Genomic DNA, 15,225 nt, shown 5'->3' with positions numbered 1-15,225 from the left:
ACTTTTGATTGGACTGGTTGTTTTGCACGGGGCCAGTAGCCCATTTACCACAATGCAATTTGTTATAACGCAAGAACAAGCCTTAGTGGCGATCAAGCAATGGCTGACAGATTTTATGCAAACAAAGCAGTATCAGCGCTCTGCAAGCGATCTGTCTTATAGCCTAGATGATTATCTAACATACGGCACCTCGTGCCCAAAGGATCAACCCCATTGCCATAAGATCACCACTCTTCTTCTGAGTGCCTATGGTGAGTTTTACAAAGAGGATCAGGTGCAAGCTAAGGGCATGTGTTTGGGCGTCATCAAGCAGAGCGGCGCGCTTGAAAAAGGTTTTTGCTTGAAAAATTTCACAGAACCTGTCTTTGAAAAAACCCCCAAACAAGACATTAGATTGATAAGACTAACCATGACACGCTTTATCCCGCCCACATCCACTTCTCAAGCCCAGCAAAAGCCCGTTGTGTTCGACTTTAGGATCGCTAGCGAGGAGAGGTTTTATCTATACAAATTTAGAGAATTTGAAGATTGGGGGCACACCACCTACCATGATTTTTACGATCAATTAAGGGACGACCCACACGACCCCTACAAATACCCCCTAGAAGCCATTACAAACCAGCTCTTGGAGTATTTTAAAACACAGCCCTATATCTTTGCCTTTAAAGGAGAGGTGTTACAAAACTCCATCAACCATCTTGAGGGCACGCCCTATACCCTTGTGCGCAGCACTCCCAAGCCCCATTCCAAACTTGGCGATTTGGTGTGCCTAAGTATTTTGCGTCAAGGACAAATGATTGGGCGCCGTCTGTGCTTAGAGGATTACCAGCAAGCTAATTTTACACATCAAGGCAATATACTCACTCTGGAGTTTAGCCGCAAATATTCTAACATCTTGCAAAAATTCATCATCGCTCTTAAATTACAAAAAGGTCAATTTTACTTAAACCGACTGAGCGGGCAAACGCTACGCATAAACACCCAAACCGGGGTTTCTGAACTCCTAGAATCCCCTCTTTTTTATGACCAAAGCCAAGAGGCTTCTAAACACAAAGCCCCCATGAGTTTTGAAAAATTCACCCAAATGTGGCAAGAAAAACAGGCAAAATAATGGATTTCAAGGCTTAGTTCTCCAAAATTGATCTAAATTCTCTATAATGCCCGCGCTGACGCGCAATATAAAGGATTAGACAATGTGCAGACTTGATAAGAGATTCCATGCAACACTTAAATATCTCTTCATCTTATGGGGTTTGTTGTTGGCATGCCTTGTGGCTGAGGAGGCAATCAAGATTGATGGGCAAGCCATCTTAGAACAAAACCACATTTTAGGCAAGGTGGTTAAATCTGTGGATACTGATAGTTTTAAGGTGCTTGTTGTGGATTACAAGGGCAAATGGGCGGCATGGTGGGTGGATAAAAGAGACCTTGAGCTAGCCAATAAACCCCTCCCTAGCGACTATGGTTATGGTTCGCATGTTAGCCAAACATACGACGAAATAGCCGCCCACAACCAAGCCATGCCCCTAAAGATGTACCAACTCCTCATCAGTGGGGCAAAAAATCCTCAGGCAGACACGCCTATTTTTAAAGAAACCTTGCTTTCTTTACAACCCTTGCAGGGCACGCCTTGGAAGAGTGTTACCTTTGATGGTCCTAGTGTGTGGCTGATGGATGCAAATACCACCCAAGCTATAGAAGTGCAACAAGCCTTTGGAGAACATGCCACCCTCTTTAATGAAATCAATACGCGCGCCCAAGAATTGCGCGCTAAAAACGCCCCTCTTCTCTTTGGCTCTTTTTTTGAGGTGTTGCCTAAATCCTGCTTGGATACCTTCCCCTCTAATAACCCCCAAGCCCCCGATCTCTATTTCATTTTGAGTTTTGGGCATAACCACAAAAATCTCTACCAACGCACGCAAGAAATCCTTAAAAAATTCCCCACCATTATCAAGCACTACCGCGTGCATGTTTTCCTTATAAACAATGTGGGGGAGTTATCTGCAACTTACCAATACTTCAAAGAAAGATTCCATGCCACCTCTACTAAAGGTGCTTGTAAGATACCACATGGCCCCCTAGAAGAAGTGCCTAAAGGTGCTGAAGAAGTGGGCGATACAAGCAGAGATTGGCAGACCTTTCTCTTTGGCGTTATAGACAACAGCCGCCACGCACTTGCAAGAAACCCCAATAAAACGGGGGCATATTTACACAACAACAACCCCACCCCTCTTATTTATAACCCCAAAATAGGACTTATCAGCGCGCGCGATTTTTTAAAGAGTTTAGACACTCCTAAACCCCCCACAAAAGCGCAGGGTCTAGATGCTTATAAGATTTTAAAACAGACCACTTTGACCCATGCCCCTTTTCAAATCGCATTATTTCAAGACAAACAAAGCCATGATAAAAGCGTGTGGTTGTATAGCCCACAAGCCAAGCTGTGGTTTAAACCCGGGCGTGTGCGCGGGTTGCATAAAAGCGATCAAGCTCTCTTGAATGATTTGAAAGAGGAGGCATCGGGTTATAATTATGTGAAAACCTATGCCAAACCCCTAAAAACCTTTTTCCAAAAAGCTCATAGAATCGATCTCGTGCCTAAAAATGCCAAGAGAGATTTTTATGTGATTGTGCAGGCTTCGCCCGATTTTACTGATAACCTTGCAAAGGATAATAACACCCCCATCAACCTAGTTTCTAAAATCCTCGCAAAGTTCCAACAAGGGAATGCAGTGCATGTCATTTTAGTGGGATCATTGAGCCGATTACCCGTTTATGATTGTGGTAGATATTTTTGTAATGAGAATGACAACACTAGGGTTGCTGAGGCTTGTTTTAATGCAGTTAGCAAAGCACGCAACATGGCTGAAAAATTCAATGTAATAAAAAAAGATTGCGGCATTCATGAAGAGAATGGCTACTATAGCTACTCTTATTTCACAGGCAAAGACCCCGGGAAGAGTGTTATTGCGGATAACACCACCAATTTAATCGATGAGGGCAATGGCATGTTGGAAGTCCAGGGCTGGAATCATTTAAATGAGCTATTGCCAGACCCTGATCAAAAATAAAATCTTTGGCATGCCAAGCACTTATCAAAGAATTTCAACGCTGCAAATCTTCCAACAAGCGTTCAAGTCTAATAACGCGATCTGTTTGGCGTTGCCAAAGCATTGAACGCAAAAGCTTAAATGATTTTGCTTGCTTCTCTTGGCTCTCTTGGCTTGAAATTTGTAGGGAGAAATACAGGCTATATGCCCTCCCACTCTAAAACCAAGTATTAAAGGAGTGCAGATATGGCTAATGTGATTAAAGCGGTGTTAATGAGTGTATTGGTGTTAGCAAGTATGCATGCTCAAAGCGATCGGGATAGAGATTACGCCATCGCAAAGGATAATCTCTATTCTACAACCATGCTAAAGGCTTTGGAGTATTTTAGCAAACTGGCTAAAGAGGGGGATGCTAGAGGGTATAAGGGCTTGGGAGATGTGTATTATTTTGGTGGCACAGGCGTGGAAAGCGATCTTAAAAAAGCTTTCCAGTATTACCAAAAAGCTGCCAAAATGGGGAATGTGGGAGCGTATGTAAAATTGGCAGGTTTTTATGAGTGTGGCTTTAAAAGTGGTGATTTTATGGTCGCTAAGAATCTCCCAAAAGCCCTAGAATACTACCACAAAGCTGGGAAAATGGGCAATTCTAAGGCGTATTTGGAGTTAGGCTCTACGTATGACTTTGGCAACTGTGCGCCAAAGGATATTAAAAAAGCTCTCCAGTATTACAAACAATCTGCACTAATGGGCAATGTTGAGGCGTGTATCATCTTGGGGGGCATGTATAGGTCTGGTAGGGATGTGTCCAAGGATGCACAAAAGGCTATAGAATACTACCAAAAAGCTGGAGAGAGTGGTCATAAACATGAAATTGGGGAGATTTTCGAAGCAAGAGATGGGTATCTTGCCATAGCGGACATGTATGTGATAGGGGAGGGTGTCCCCCAAGATGACCAAAAAGCCCTAGAGTATTACCAAAAAGCTTACCATAGCAAGGCTGATGCTTATGAGGCTTTAGGGAATGCTTACAGAGATCATGGCACTCGAATGACTCGGAATCTGCCTGCTTCTGTAAGAAATATCCCCAAAGCCCTGAAGTATCTTAAAAAGGCAGCAGAATTAGGAAGTATGGACGCTAATACTAGTTTGGGAGATATGTATAAACGGGGCGAGGGTGTCCCAAAAGATTATGACAAGGCCGTGGATTATTACTGGAAGGCTTGTGATTTGGGCGACTCGGGCTCTTGCGATGAAGCGCGGGGAAGAAGCTATAAGGAATAACCAAGTGATGATGACTAGACTTGCAAGCATGTTAAAGGTTATATTGCTTTGGATGTGTTGCTTAGGGGTGATGCATGCCAGTGATGCGGATACTTACTTTGCCTATGCCATAAGGGCTTGGGAATATGAGGACGCACACACAGCCAAGATCTATTTTTCTAAACTAGCAAAAATGGGAGATAGACGGGGGTTTAGCGGTTTGGGCATGCTCGATGTCAATTGGTGGGATTATTCAGGCTTTATAGTTCCGGATAGAAGAGAGATATATCGAAAGGATCGTGTCAAATACAAAGAAGCGCTCCAATACTTCCAAAAGGCTGCAGACATGGGCGATGGGTTAGGGTTTTTTGGGCTAGGGTATATGTATTTTTGGGGACATGGGGTCTTAGAAGATAAAACAAAAGCCCAACAATATCTTCAAAAAGCCTGCCAAATCTGGGAAAAGGAAGGCAAAGAGGGGAATGTGCAAGTCTATGTCTTTTTGGGGAGATTGTATGCAGGACAGCTACAATATAAGGTGCCTGACTTTTACAACGATCCTCAAAAATCCGCTGCTTACTTTAAAAAGGTGATGGAGATGGGGGATCCTAGGGGGTATTTTGAGCTAGGCGAGTTTTATAATCAGAAAAAAGAAGATGCGCGCGAAAGCAAAAAGTTTCAAAGCGCATGGGAGTATGAAAAAAAAGCAGATGAATACTACCAAAAGGCGGCAGAACTAGATTATGCGATCGCTTATTATCGTTTGTTTAAGTCTGCAATCGATCCCTATGAATACCTCCAAAAATCCGCGGATATGGGGTATGGGATGGCTTGTTATGATCTAGGCTATTATGCCTACTATCGGCATCGAGACACACAAAAAGCCTTAAAATATTTCAACAAAGCTTGCACGATGGGCTTCTACGAAGCTTGTTTTGGTGTGCAGGAGATCACGGGGAAAAACCCCGCAATACCCGTAGAAAAGGGCTTTTGGGATTGGTTGCGTGATTTGTTTTAGGGGGTGGCATGGAATTTAAGAATATGTTTAAAGTGTTGTTGATGAGTCTATGGGTGTTTACGTATGCTAAGGGTTGATGGTGTGGGCTCTAGCTTTGGCATTGGAAGATTGGAAATCCTGTTGCAAGTTAATCAATTCTTCACACTCAAAATAAAATAAAATTTTTATATAGGAAAATTTGATTGTGGAAAGAATTTTAAAACCTTTAACTTTGTTATCAAAAGAGATGGAATGCCAGCCAATGACAAAAATCTCTATTGAATCTTTCTGAAGTAAAAAAGTCAAAATTAATAAAAGATCTGTGCTCTAGTTGCAGGGCTATGGCCGTCCAAAGCTTTAGAGAGTAAACAAGTTCTTGGATCAATCCAAAGTGAGCAACCTATCTATTTAGACCTTTTTACCACCAAGTGTACGCGGGGCAAGGGACGACCCCAATTTCTATGCAAGATTTTGTAGTCAATAGGTTAATGCTTTCTTGGGGGCAAAATACAGAGAGTATAATTAGGTATTATGTGGTTGATATTTTTATCCAAATCCACACCATTAGGAAGCATTTATGTTTGTCAGATGTATGCTCGTCATATTAACTTTTATGTGTCTTGAAGCTAAGGATTTTGTGATCCAGTGTCAAAAATGCATCATCACGGCTAATCTTAACGATGCTGAGATCGCCAAAACCAAAAAAGAAATGGGTGAAGAAGCTTTTTATGTGATGGCTGATGATGCCAACTATGAAAACTATGATGTTATGAGCTATGCGGAGGCTAATCATATCCCCTATGTCGTTGTCAGCGAAGATTATAACTATTTAGTTACACCCAAACAAAGAGTCAAAATGGAGAATAAATGGGGTTATTGGCTTTATACGCAAGGCAAGCCTATCAAGTTTTTCCTCAATCTATTTGAGGAAGACATCAACGCCTATTTTGCCATCAAGAATCCCAAAACCCCTCAATAATTTACTCTGAGTTTAAAAATTCAAACTACACCAAAACCTATGAGAGATACACAAAAGATTTTTACGAGTGTGCTAGTCTTTATCTTTAGTCTGTTTGAGTTCCGCTAGACCCGCTGATGGTCTGCACGCATGCGTGGGTATTTTGCACAATGGGCAATATCTAAGGAATTTTGCACGGGTGTAACCATACTGCAAAGACCAGTACGCTTAAAATATTGGGTGGGCGTTTTTACCTAAAAACTTATAGCATGAAGGTTTTTTCTGCCACGATTCCGATCTATAAGAATGCTATATCCTACCTCATTACAAACAATGTTTACCTTTAGGTTTTTGGGTACTGGGGGGTGGAGGGTGAGGGGGTGTGAAATTTAAAACTCTAAAGCAGAAATCCCACTCGTCTTTAGCGGGTGGAATGAATGCCACTAATTTATCTAAGAAACGCGCGTAAAAATCCGTCTTTCAGGGCTTAAGATTAAGCGTTTTCTAAGTTAAATAAGATTAGCCTTGCTCTAGGTAGATGGGTTTAGTCAAAACCCAATGTGGTAAAGTTGCGTTCGCCCATTTTGCCATGTGTTTTTTGCGTAGTCGGCTAAATCCCGCCCTAATGGGTCTAAGAGTCTCTTGGGTTAGGAACTAGCCTTGCAGACTATAGATAGCAAAGCCTTTCAAGTTAGTGTCCATTAGGACGCTTTAAATAAGCCAAAAGGAGCTAGGATGTCTGATTTCTGCGCTTATGTCCCCACTCCTCGCGTTACCCTCAACAGCTTCAAGCGCACGCAAAATCTCCAAGAGGAGCGCGAAGTTAGGGCCTATATCCTCAAAAACATGGGCGATTTTGACATCACTAAAAGAATCCACACCCCCCAAGAGAAACACCGCATCGTGAATTTCATAATGGGCACACAGCAACATTTCGCCGTGGCTTTGGTGGTGCGTGTTCTCTTAGAAGCGCGCGGAGAGTTTGAAAAAAGCAATGTCCAAGTCTCCAACATGGCCAATAAAATCCTCAAATGGATGCGCTTGTATCAAGAAAAGGGCATGGAAGGTCTGCAGAGCAAGGTGGGCAAACAACCCGGACAACATGAAAGCAAACGCAAATTTAATTTAGAACTGATTAAAGAAGCGATTTTAGCTTTGGGCAGCAGCGGGGGGCATCATTGTTATAGCACATACTACCGCTATTATTTAGAATTAGAACGCGCCAAAAACCCCCATTTCAGCGCGCATTACTCCAAGTTCGTAGACCACGCCCGCAGGCTGATTGAGGGGGATAAAACCTTGCAAAGTCTGTTCATTGGCAACACGCTTGGCATTTTCCGCTAACCTCAATCTTTGCTCTGCTTTTTGCGGGGCTTGAAGCTCTCAAAATCCAGCGCGAGCACGATATTAAAAACCAGCGCAAAATCCCTTTTTATGTCCAAAGACCCAGACACGCCGCGGCTGAAGCGTTGGATGTGATTTGGAATGAGCGGAAAGAGCGCGCCTAACTCCAAGCCAAAGACATAAGTCTGATAACGCAGCCCCACACTCAAGGGGAGTTGAAACTCCAGCGCGCCTATGCTAGATTGAAAGCTTTTAGACTCTCCTGGAAGGGGGAGGTCTTTGGGCATCACTCTATCGCGCACCCCAAATCTCAAAGCCTCCACCCCCAGCCAATGCTGAATGGCCAAGCCAAAGCCAGCATACAGCCCAAAATTCAACAGCATTTTAGGCGACTCGTAAAAATTGTACATAAAATCCATCCCGGCTAAACCCATCACCAGCCCGTAAGGCTCTCCAACACTCTTGCTAAAGTCGATATGATAGCGCAAAGCGCAACGCTTCTTGCAAAAAAAGAAATGTTTGAAGCCCAAAGAGAAGTTATAGCCCAAAAAATCAAAGGAGTTGCGCACAAGAGGGGCGCTAAATTCGTGAGAACTTAGGTGAGTTTGGATATTCCCATAGGAATACACCCCCCCACCACTTAAAAACAGCCCATTGCTCTCTGCAAATAGGCGCGCACACAAAAAGGAGGCCAAAAGGGCTTTTTTCATTGCTCAATTTTGCCTCAAATTTTCTTGTTGGAGGCTGAAATGTAGAGCCATTTAATGGCTGTTTAACGCGCTTTTAACACGCTTTAAATCGTGCGCTTGCACGCGCGCGGGGGTTCAAAGGGTTTGTGGGGTGGGGGATTGGTTAGGAGTTTTTAGCTGGCTTTCCAAACCTTGGGCGTTTTTGATAGCGCTCTTAGATTTTGGCTTTTGCTCCTCCTCTTTGTTTTGTAGCATAGTCTCTAAGTTCCCTTGAATGTCATTTAAAACTCTCCGGCAGAAATCCCACTCGTCTTTGTAATGGTTTTCTTTCATAGCTCTAACTCAAAAATATTTTATAAAATTATGTTACAATGATGTAAGTTAAGGCGTAAGAAATTGCTTAAAGCAATAAAGTTTAGAATTTATCCTAGTGTTGAGCAAAAAACCTTGATACACAAGCATTTTGGTTGTGCTAGAGTGATCTATAATTACTTTTTAGCATACCGCCAAAAGCAATACGCACTAGGCATTAAAGAAAATTACTTCAGCATGCAAAAGGTGCTTACTACTCTCAAAAAACAAGAGTCTTATGCTTATCTAAGTGAATGCAATTCGCAAAGCTTGCAAATGGCACTCAGGCAACTAACTACAGCTTTTGATAAATTCTTTTCCAAGTTAGCAGATTATCCTAGATTCAAATCTAAAAAGCATTCTAAGCAGTCTTTCTGTGTCCCGCAACACTTAAGAGTGGATTTAGGAAACAACCAAGTCAAGCTACCCAAATTCAAAGAAGCTATTAAAGCCAAGTTTCATAGGCATTTGCCTACAAACTCTATCGTCAAACAGGGGTTTATCTCTTGTGTAGCAGATAAATACTATCTCTCTGTCAGTTATGAGGACAATAAGCCTGAACCTAAACCCACAACTATCAGAAAAGCTGTGGGTTTAGATATGGGTTTAGAGTCTTTAGTCATCGCCAGTAATGGCGTGTTCTACCCATATAAAAAGTTTTTCCAGAATCTACAAACCAAACTCACTAAAGCGCAAAGGAGATTGTCTAAAAAACTCAAAGGTTCTAGTAATAGAAAAAAACAAGCAAAGAAAGTGGCACAAATCCACGCTTCTATCAGGAACAGCAGAGAGGACTACTTACATAAAATCAGTAGCGAGATAACCAATCAATACGATTTGATCGCAGTAGAAACCTTGAAAGTTAGGAATTTAGTCAAAAACCATAAATTAGCTAAGAGCATTGCCAATGCCAGCTGGTCTAGGCTCATTAGTCTATTAGAATATAAGGCTGGTTGGAAGGGTAAAACCCTTATCAAAATTGACCAATACTTTCCTAGCTCTCAAATCTGCTGCACTTGTGGGAGCAACACAGGTAAGAAGCCACTGCGCATTAGAAATTTTGTCTGCCCTTGTTGTCAAACACACCACCACAGAGACCTAAACGCCAGTATCAATATTAGAAATTATGCTTTGGGTATGCTAGATGAACGACACGCTATCAAGGTAGATAAAACTAGGGTAGGGATAACCCGAAGTTACGCTTGTGGAGATTCCGCTAACGGGGCTGTAACCAAGTATGGCTACATACTAGATACGGCTAGTTATGGATCGTTGAAACAAGAAGCCCACCCGTCTTTAGCGGGTGGGTGATTCACTTTAATCGCTTGGGCTGCGTTGTCTGTTGGCATCTTTTTCCTTTCAAGTGTGTTTGCGCTATAATCTTATTAAGGAATGTTTACTTTCTCTTTTTGGCGACATTTGGCGTATCAGTCTTAGGACTTTGAGGGTCGGGGGTGTAGTGGGGGATACCCCGGAAAGAGAGGTATCCATGAGGCTGGTAATAGTGCTAGTGATCTCAATGGTACTCGCCATGCCGTTGTATTGACCACTCAAGGGCGGGGCAACCCGCCCAACACTAGCCCTATTATTCCCCATTTTTGCTTTGGAAATCATGAATCTATTTCCACTTTCCACAAAAGGCCAATTGCCACAAGCCATACCCGGCATTATCCTCGCTATCAATCCCGTACAATAACTCTCTGCGCAGAAAGTTTTGCGCGCTATCGCTCTTATCTAGGGCGTTAAACTCTACGGGTTTATTTTTTTGCAAGATGAGGGGCTTGATCGTCTTGGTGGTGTCTAGCAAAATCCAGCGGTTAGCATTATTTAAATACGGACAGACCAAATAATCCATCAAATTATAACAGATATTGCTAGACCCATTGGCGCTTGTAGGGGCTTTGAGCAGGCGCATCGCGCTCGCCTCTAGGTTGGGGTGGATGAGCAGCAAATTAGGCACGATATTTAAAGGTTGCCCACTCTCATTAGTCAAACTCATCATGTTCTTGCGCGCATTGAGCAGATTGTTCTCATCTAAATCCCAATTTTCCAAATTAGAGTATTGCGCCTGCCCTACCGCGTGTTGTTTGTGGAAAAAGGCTTGCCCATCATAGCAGTTCCCATTGCTATTAAACAGCCCAAAGATGAGGCTGTTGTAATGATCAATGATGAGATCGGCCATGCTCGCTACTTGCGCACCCACAATGCCCAAGGAGTCGTAAGTGATCAAGTCTCTATCTACTTTAATCGTGCTCTCCCAGTTCTTTTTGGTGATGGTGTAGCTATAGCCTTCTAATTCTTTAAGTTGGCGCTCGCCCACCCACTCGCGCATACTGGGCAATGAGGCTAACCAGCGGTAATCGATGGTCATGGTGTTAGCGTTCACCTCTAGGGCGACTTTTTGATAAGTTTTTTCCTTATTGGCCAAGTTTTTAGCAAAAACCGCGCTTAAGGACTTGCTAATGGCCGCCTGTGTTTCTGGTGTGAGTTTCATAAATTCTCCTTTTTTGCTTATCTTAACAAGAGCTAAAGGGGATTTTTGCGCTTAAAGCGCTGCGCTCTCTCTTTGCAAAGAGAGCATGCTCTGCAGAGTGTTTAAGATTTTTGTATTGGTAGGATCTGCGCTTGGGGCTTGGTTGGGGTTTTGTGCGCGCTTGGTGCGCTCTAGTAGCAAATCTCTAAAGCGCAGTTTCTCCTTTTCTCTCTCTAAATCAATGGCCGTTTTGGTGGTCTTGTTTTGGGCTTTGAGGGCTTGCTCATAGGCTTTGTGCGCGTCAGCTGCGCGCATAATGCTATCTCCTAGTCCGTTTAAAAGCTCAATAGTGCGCGGGTCCATGCTCTTTTTTAAGACGCTTTGGCGGATATCTAAGAAATTGTCCATGTCCACAGCCACACCCTTTAAATCCAGCAGATCTAAGAGTCTTTGTTTTTGCTGCTCGGCCAATTCTTCTAAATATTTTTGCTCGCCTATATTGTCCTCTTTAAAGCGAAACTTCCACTGCTTGAACTCTTGGCCCTTTTTAACAAAGTTGCCCAAAGTCTCTTGCACCACTTGGTTGATGTCTCTTTTGAGCCCATTGGCGTAATCTTGCCAATATTTGCGCACCTTTTCGACAATGGGGTTGGTGTAATACCCCTCAATTTCAAAGGCGCGATTGATTTTATAAATCTGCTTTTTCTTATCCTCCAGCCAAGAGTCTTGATGCCATGTGTCTAGGAGTCTGCCCCCGCGCTTTTTGGCCAAATCCGCCCCGTAGTTTTGGTACATGTAAGCATAGCTTCCATATTCGCGCTCGCCCCATTCATCCTTAATCATCGTACCAAATTCTACGCGTCTTTGCAAAGTCTTTTCGACCACGCCCAAGCCTGCAGCAATCACCGCATCAATGCTAGTAGCTAGCGCGCTGGAAGTGTCTTTATACTTGCCCGCTTGAATGCTCAAACTCTTGCGCACGCCTAGCAAATCCTCCACCAAATCCTCATAAGTGGCCAAAGACTTCTTAATCTGATCGCTAGCATAAGTGCCCACGCGCGCATACTCTGTCCAAAAGCGCGAGGAAGTGTTTTTAACCAGTCCCCACCACTTGGTAGTGGTGGTGGTCTCTTTTTTGAGCTCATAAAAGCTCGCATTCACGCTTTTGCTAGTCGCATCGTTAAAAAACTTGATGCCCTTATCGACTAGAGTGGTTTCTACTTTCTTGGAGCTAAAGCCTCCAATCAGAGTCCCTAGCACCCCCCCAAAAACTCCCCCCAAAACTGGCCCCAAAGGCCCTAAAACTGGGCTTAGAGCCGCGCCCACGCCCGCCCCGCTCAAACTCCCTAAAGTTGTGCCCATTTTCATGCGCTTTTGGGCCTGCTTGTCCCCCTGTGTGTCAATAAAGCCCCCCACCAAGCCCCCAGCGGCCATCCCTGCTCCAAAACCTGCTAAGAGCGTTTGAAAGCCCGCTGAAAAGGTGTTTAACACGCCTTGAAACTTGTCTAAAAAGCTTCCGGCCTTGATTTCAAATTGAGGCCCTAGCACGGATTTTAACGCCCCTTGCAAATCCCCGCTTAGCAGTGGGCCTAAAAAGCCCTGTTTGAAAGAAGAGGCGAACATATCGGCCATTTTGTCATGGGCAGCCTCTGAGCCCTTAGTGAACGCAGTGCTCATCACGCTAGCCAAATCCATTTTAAACAACGCGCCTAGTTCGCGCTTTTGGGGCGGCTCTGCTTTGGCCTGATTTTGGATGTCTAAAAGGCGTTTTTTGTGGGTTTGCAGCTCTAATTCATAGAGTTTATTAGCCTGCGCCTGAGTGATTTTGCCCGCTTTTAAGCGCGCTTCCATCTCTTTATTCAAGTTGGCTATCACCTGATCATGGCGCAATTTCTCTAAGGCTATTTGTTTATTGAGCCCCTCGCTCATCAAATCGATACTTTTTTGGCGGATGTCTAAATCTACTTGAAGCTGGGCGTTGATTTGCTCCATTTTCAAGGCGCGCGCGCGCATTTCAGCCTCCTCTTTGGCCTTAAGCGCGTTTTCTGCTAGGTCCTTTAACTTTTTTTCATGCAAGCGTGTTTCTAGTGCGTAGAGTTGCTCAATTTGTTCCACGCTCCAAAGGTGGTTTTTAAATTTCTCACTAGCCTCCTGATTTAAATGTCTAATGGCCTCCTCATAGCGCGTTTTTTCTGCTTCAAGCTCTGCGCTTTCCTTTGGGGCTAGCGCGCTTTGCAGGGCGCGTTTTTTATCCAAAAAGTCCAGCACGGCTAAGCGTTGATTCTCTTGGTTTTGCTCACTCAGTTGCGCGATTAAGCGCGCTTGTTCCCTGAGCGCTAGGTTCTTGCTCACCCCAGCTTTGATCCACTCTTGGGTCTTTTGCTTGATGTCATCTAGTTTGCGCTCATATTCGCTCATGCTACCCCGGGCAATCTCTCTTAGAGCTCTAGCTAGCGCGTCTGTGTTGGCTTTGGCTTTTTGTGCAGAGGGGGTGGGTTTTTGCAAGTTCCACACTAGGCTAGCTTGCGGGGTTTTTGTGGGGGTGGGGGTTTTGCTAGGGGTGTTTTCAACAGGAGCGCTAGGCGCGCTCAAGGACTGGAAGGAGTTTTTTAAAGCGGCGAGCTCTTGGGTGTAGCGCGCCTTAGTTTGGCTTAAAATATGCGCCGTGCTTTTTAAAAAGGCCGGAGCAAAGCCCCCTAGGGCTTGGGTGAGTTTGGTAAGCATCGCCTCAAGGGTGCTGATATAAAAATGCGCGTAGGATTTGAGAGCAATTTTTAAGCCCGTGAGCACATTATGCCAAAGGGCTTTGATGGCATAAAGGCTTTTCTCCCAAGCCCCCTTCATCCATTTAGTGATCTGATCCCAGTTAAGCCACAATTCTACAGCCAAAGCGATCATCGCAGGGATTCCTAGGCGCAAGATGGCCGTGCGCATCGCTTTGAGCGCAAGAGTGGTTAGCCCCACACTCCCAGCTAAAGCCCCTTGTGCGAGCGTGTAGGCCTTGGTGGCTAGGCTAGCTGCTAGCATTTGCGCCTTGTAAGCCACAAAGCCCGCCCCCAAAGCTAAAAGCACTTTGCCAAATTTCATGCAAGATGCCACAATGTTTTTTAACAAGTCGGCGTTTTTTTCTAAGTATTGTGTCCAGCCTGCAAAAGTCTTTTTAATGCTCTCAAAATAGGGGGCTAGGGCGTTTTCTTTGAGCGTGTTAATTGCGTTGGTGAAATTGCTCCACACTTCTTCCCAAGAGCCCGCGCTCATTTGCGCCGTGTCTTTGAATTTGCCCATTTTCTCTAACATCAGATTGGCCAAATTGCCCTCCTCTTTGGCCTTTTTCATCGCCTCGCTGGTCAGCCCCAAAGAGTTGACAAAACGCCCAAAGTCTGTGGCTGTAGCCGCGCTCCCATCCCCTAAACTATCCAGCGTAGCTTTTAGGCTATCTACCCCCGCTCCGCTCACTTGCGCGCTGTAAGCAATGGCTTCCATCACCTTAAGCGCGTCTTGCAAACCCATAGACTTAGAAGCTGTGGAATAGAAAGATTTGAACATTTCGCCCAAATCATTCAGATTAAACTTAGTTTTGGCTTGGATTTGATCTAGGGCTTTGTACGTGTTGGCCGCCTCTAGGCTGGAGAGCTTCCATTTTTCCATCACGCTCAAATTCTGCCCCAAGCTATCGCGCGTTTGCGCGTTGGTGTAAATTAAAGAGGTCAAGGAGTTTTTTAGCTGCTCTTGGGCCCCAAGAGCTTGCATGGTGGAGCTGACTTGCCCAGCAAATAAGCCCGTAGTGAGCAGACCGGCCAAACTCTTAAAAGAACTGGTGTTTTGCTGGATTGCTGAGTCTAATTCTTTTAATTGCGCGGTGTGCTCGCGCTCTGCTGCTTGAGCTGCGCGGGTCGCCTGAGTTTGGGCTCTTTGCGCGCTAGCTAGGGCGCGCTCCTGCTCGCTGACACCTTGCAGTGCCCTGTGCGCGCGCGTGATGCGCGGCTCTCCATCCACATTGAAAACGATGTTAAATAAAAAATCTACTGCGCTCATAAAAGCATCTTAACCAAAGCGTTTAACACCCCTTGCGCAAAAAAAGCGCGCTAAAATCACTAAGATGC

General features: G+C 44.4%; 11 protein-coding genes. 7 read left to right on the top strand and 4 right to left on the bottom strand.

Going from position 1 to position 15,225, the window contains the following annotated elements:
- Positions 1–52: 52 nt before the first annotated feature.
- The 6 genes from HFELIS_RS00245 (at position 53) to HFELIS_RS00215 (ending at position 7,609) form a co-directional block, all read left to right on the top strand.
- A complete protein-coding gene (locus tag HFELIS_RS00245; protein WP_231844176.1) occupies positions 53–1,111 on the top strand; it encodes a hypothetical protein in 1,059 nt (352 codons plus the stop codon).
- 82 nt (positions 1,112–1,193) lie between these two features.
- Positions 1,194–3,071, top strand: a complete 1,878-nt coding sequence (locus HFELIS_RS00240) for a hypothetical protein (RefSeq protein WP_013468523.1) — start codon at positions 1,194–1,196, stop codon at positions 3,069–3,071.
- Positions 3,072–3,296: 225 nt separating this feature from the next.
- Positions 3,297–4,331, top strand: coding sequence for an SEL1-like repeat protein (locus tag HFELIS_RS00235; protein WP_013468522.1), 1,035 nt, complete (start codon positions 3,297–3,299; stop codon positions 4,329–4,331).
- A 10-nt stretch (positions 4,332–4,341) separates the two neighbouring features.
- On the top strand, positions 4,342–5,328 hold the full coding sequence (locus HFELIS_RS00230; protein WP_231844175.1) for a tetratricopeptide repeat protein: 987 nt from the start codon (positions 4,342–4,344) through the stop codon (positions 5,326–5,328).
- A gap of 616 nt (positions 5,329–5,944) precedes the next feature.
- Positions 5,945–6,286: a hypothetical protein gene (locus tag HFELIS_RS00220; RefSeq protein WP_148229919.1), complete on the top strand. Its 342-nt coding sequence runs from the start codon at positions 5,945–5,947 to the stop codon at positions 6,284–6,286.
- A gap of 714 nt (positions 6,287–7,000) precedes the next feature.
- Positions 7,001–7,609, top strand: a complete 609-nt coding sequence (locus tag HFELIS_RS00215) for a hypothetical protein (RefSeq protein ID WP_041302652.1) — start codon at positions 7,001–7,003, stop codon at positions 7,607–7,609.
- 2 nt (positions 7,610–7,611) lie between these two features.
- Here HFELIS_RS00215 and HFELIS_RS00210 read toward each other — a convergent pair whose 3' ends face one another.
- Together HFELIS_RS00210 and HFELIS_RS08855 are read right to left on the bottom strand one after the other, a co-directional pair.
- Positions 7,612–8,319: an outer membrane beta-barrel protein gene (locus HFELIS_RS00210; RefSeq protein WP_041302651.1), complete on the bottom strand. Its 708-nt coding sequence runs from the start codon at positions 8,317–8,319 to the stop codon at positions 7,612–7,614.
- Positions 8,320–8,433: 114 nt separating this feature from the next.
- A complete protein-coding gene (locus tag HFELIS_RS08855; RefSeq protein ID WP_148229918.1) occupies positions 8,434–8,631 on the bottom strand; it encodes a hypothetical protein in 198 nt (65 codons plus the stop codon).
- Between the two features lie 63 nt (positions 8,632–8,694).
- Between HFELIS_RS08855 and HFELIS_RS00205 the strand changes: the two genes are divergently transcribed.
- Positions 8,695–9,960 carry an RNA-guided endonuclease InsQ/TnpB family protein gene (locus HFELIS_RS00205; RefSeq protein WP_013468519.1) on the top strand — a complete coding sequence of 422 codons (1,266 nt, stop codon included), beginning with the start codon at positions 8,695–8,697 and terminating at the stop codon, positions 9,958–9,960.
- Positions 9,961–10,267: 307 nt separating this feature from the next.
- Here the strand turns inward: HFELIS_RS00205 and HFELIS_RS00200 are convergent, their stop codons facing one another.
- Together HFELIS_RS00200 and HFELIS_RS00195 are read right to left on the bottom strand one after the other, a co-directional pair.
- Complete coding sequence (locus tag HFELIS_RS00200; RefSeq protein WP_013468518.1) at positions 10,268–11,143, bottom strand: Mu-like prophage major head subunit gpT family protein; 876 nt, start codon at positions 11,141–11,143, stop codon at positions 10,268–10,270.
- A gap of 51 nt (positions 11,144–11,194) precedes the next feature.
- Positions 11,195–15,157: a phage tail tape measure protein gene (locus tag HFELIS_RS00195; protein WP_013468517.1), complete on the bottom strand. Its 3,963-nt coding sequence runs from the start codon at positions 15,155–15,157 to the stop codon at positions 11,195–11,197.
- Positions 15,158–15,225 lie beyond the last annotated feature (68 nt).

The organism is Helicobacter felis ATCC 49179 (assembly GCF_000200595.1).
In the GTDB taxonomy this organism is placed as follows: domain Bacteria; phylum Campylobacterota; class Campylobacteria; order Campylobacterales; family Helicobacteraceae; genus Helicobacter; species Helicobacter felis.
This window is presented reverse-complemented; position numbering and strand designations above follow the sequence as displayed.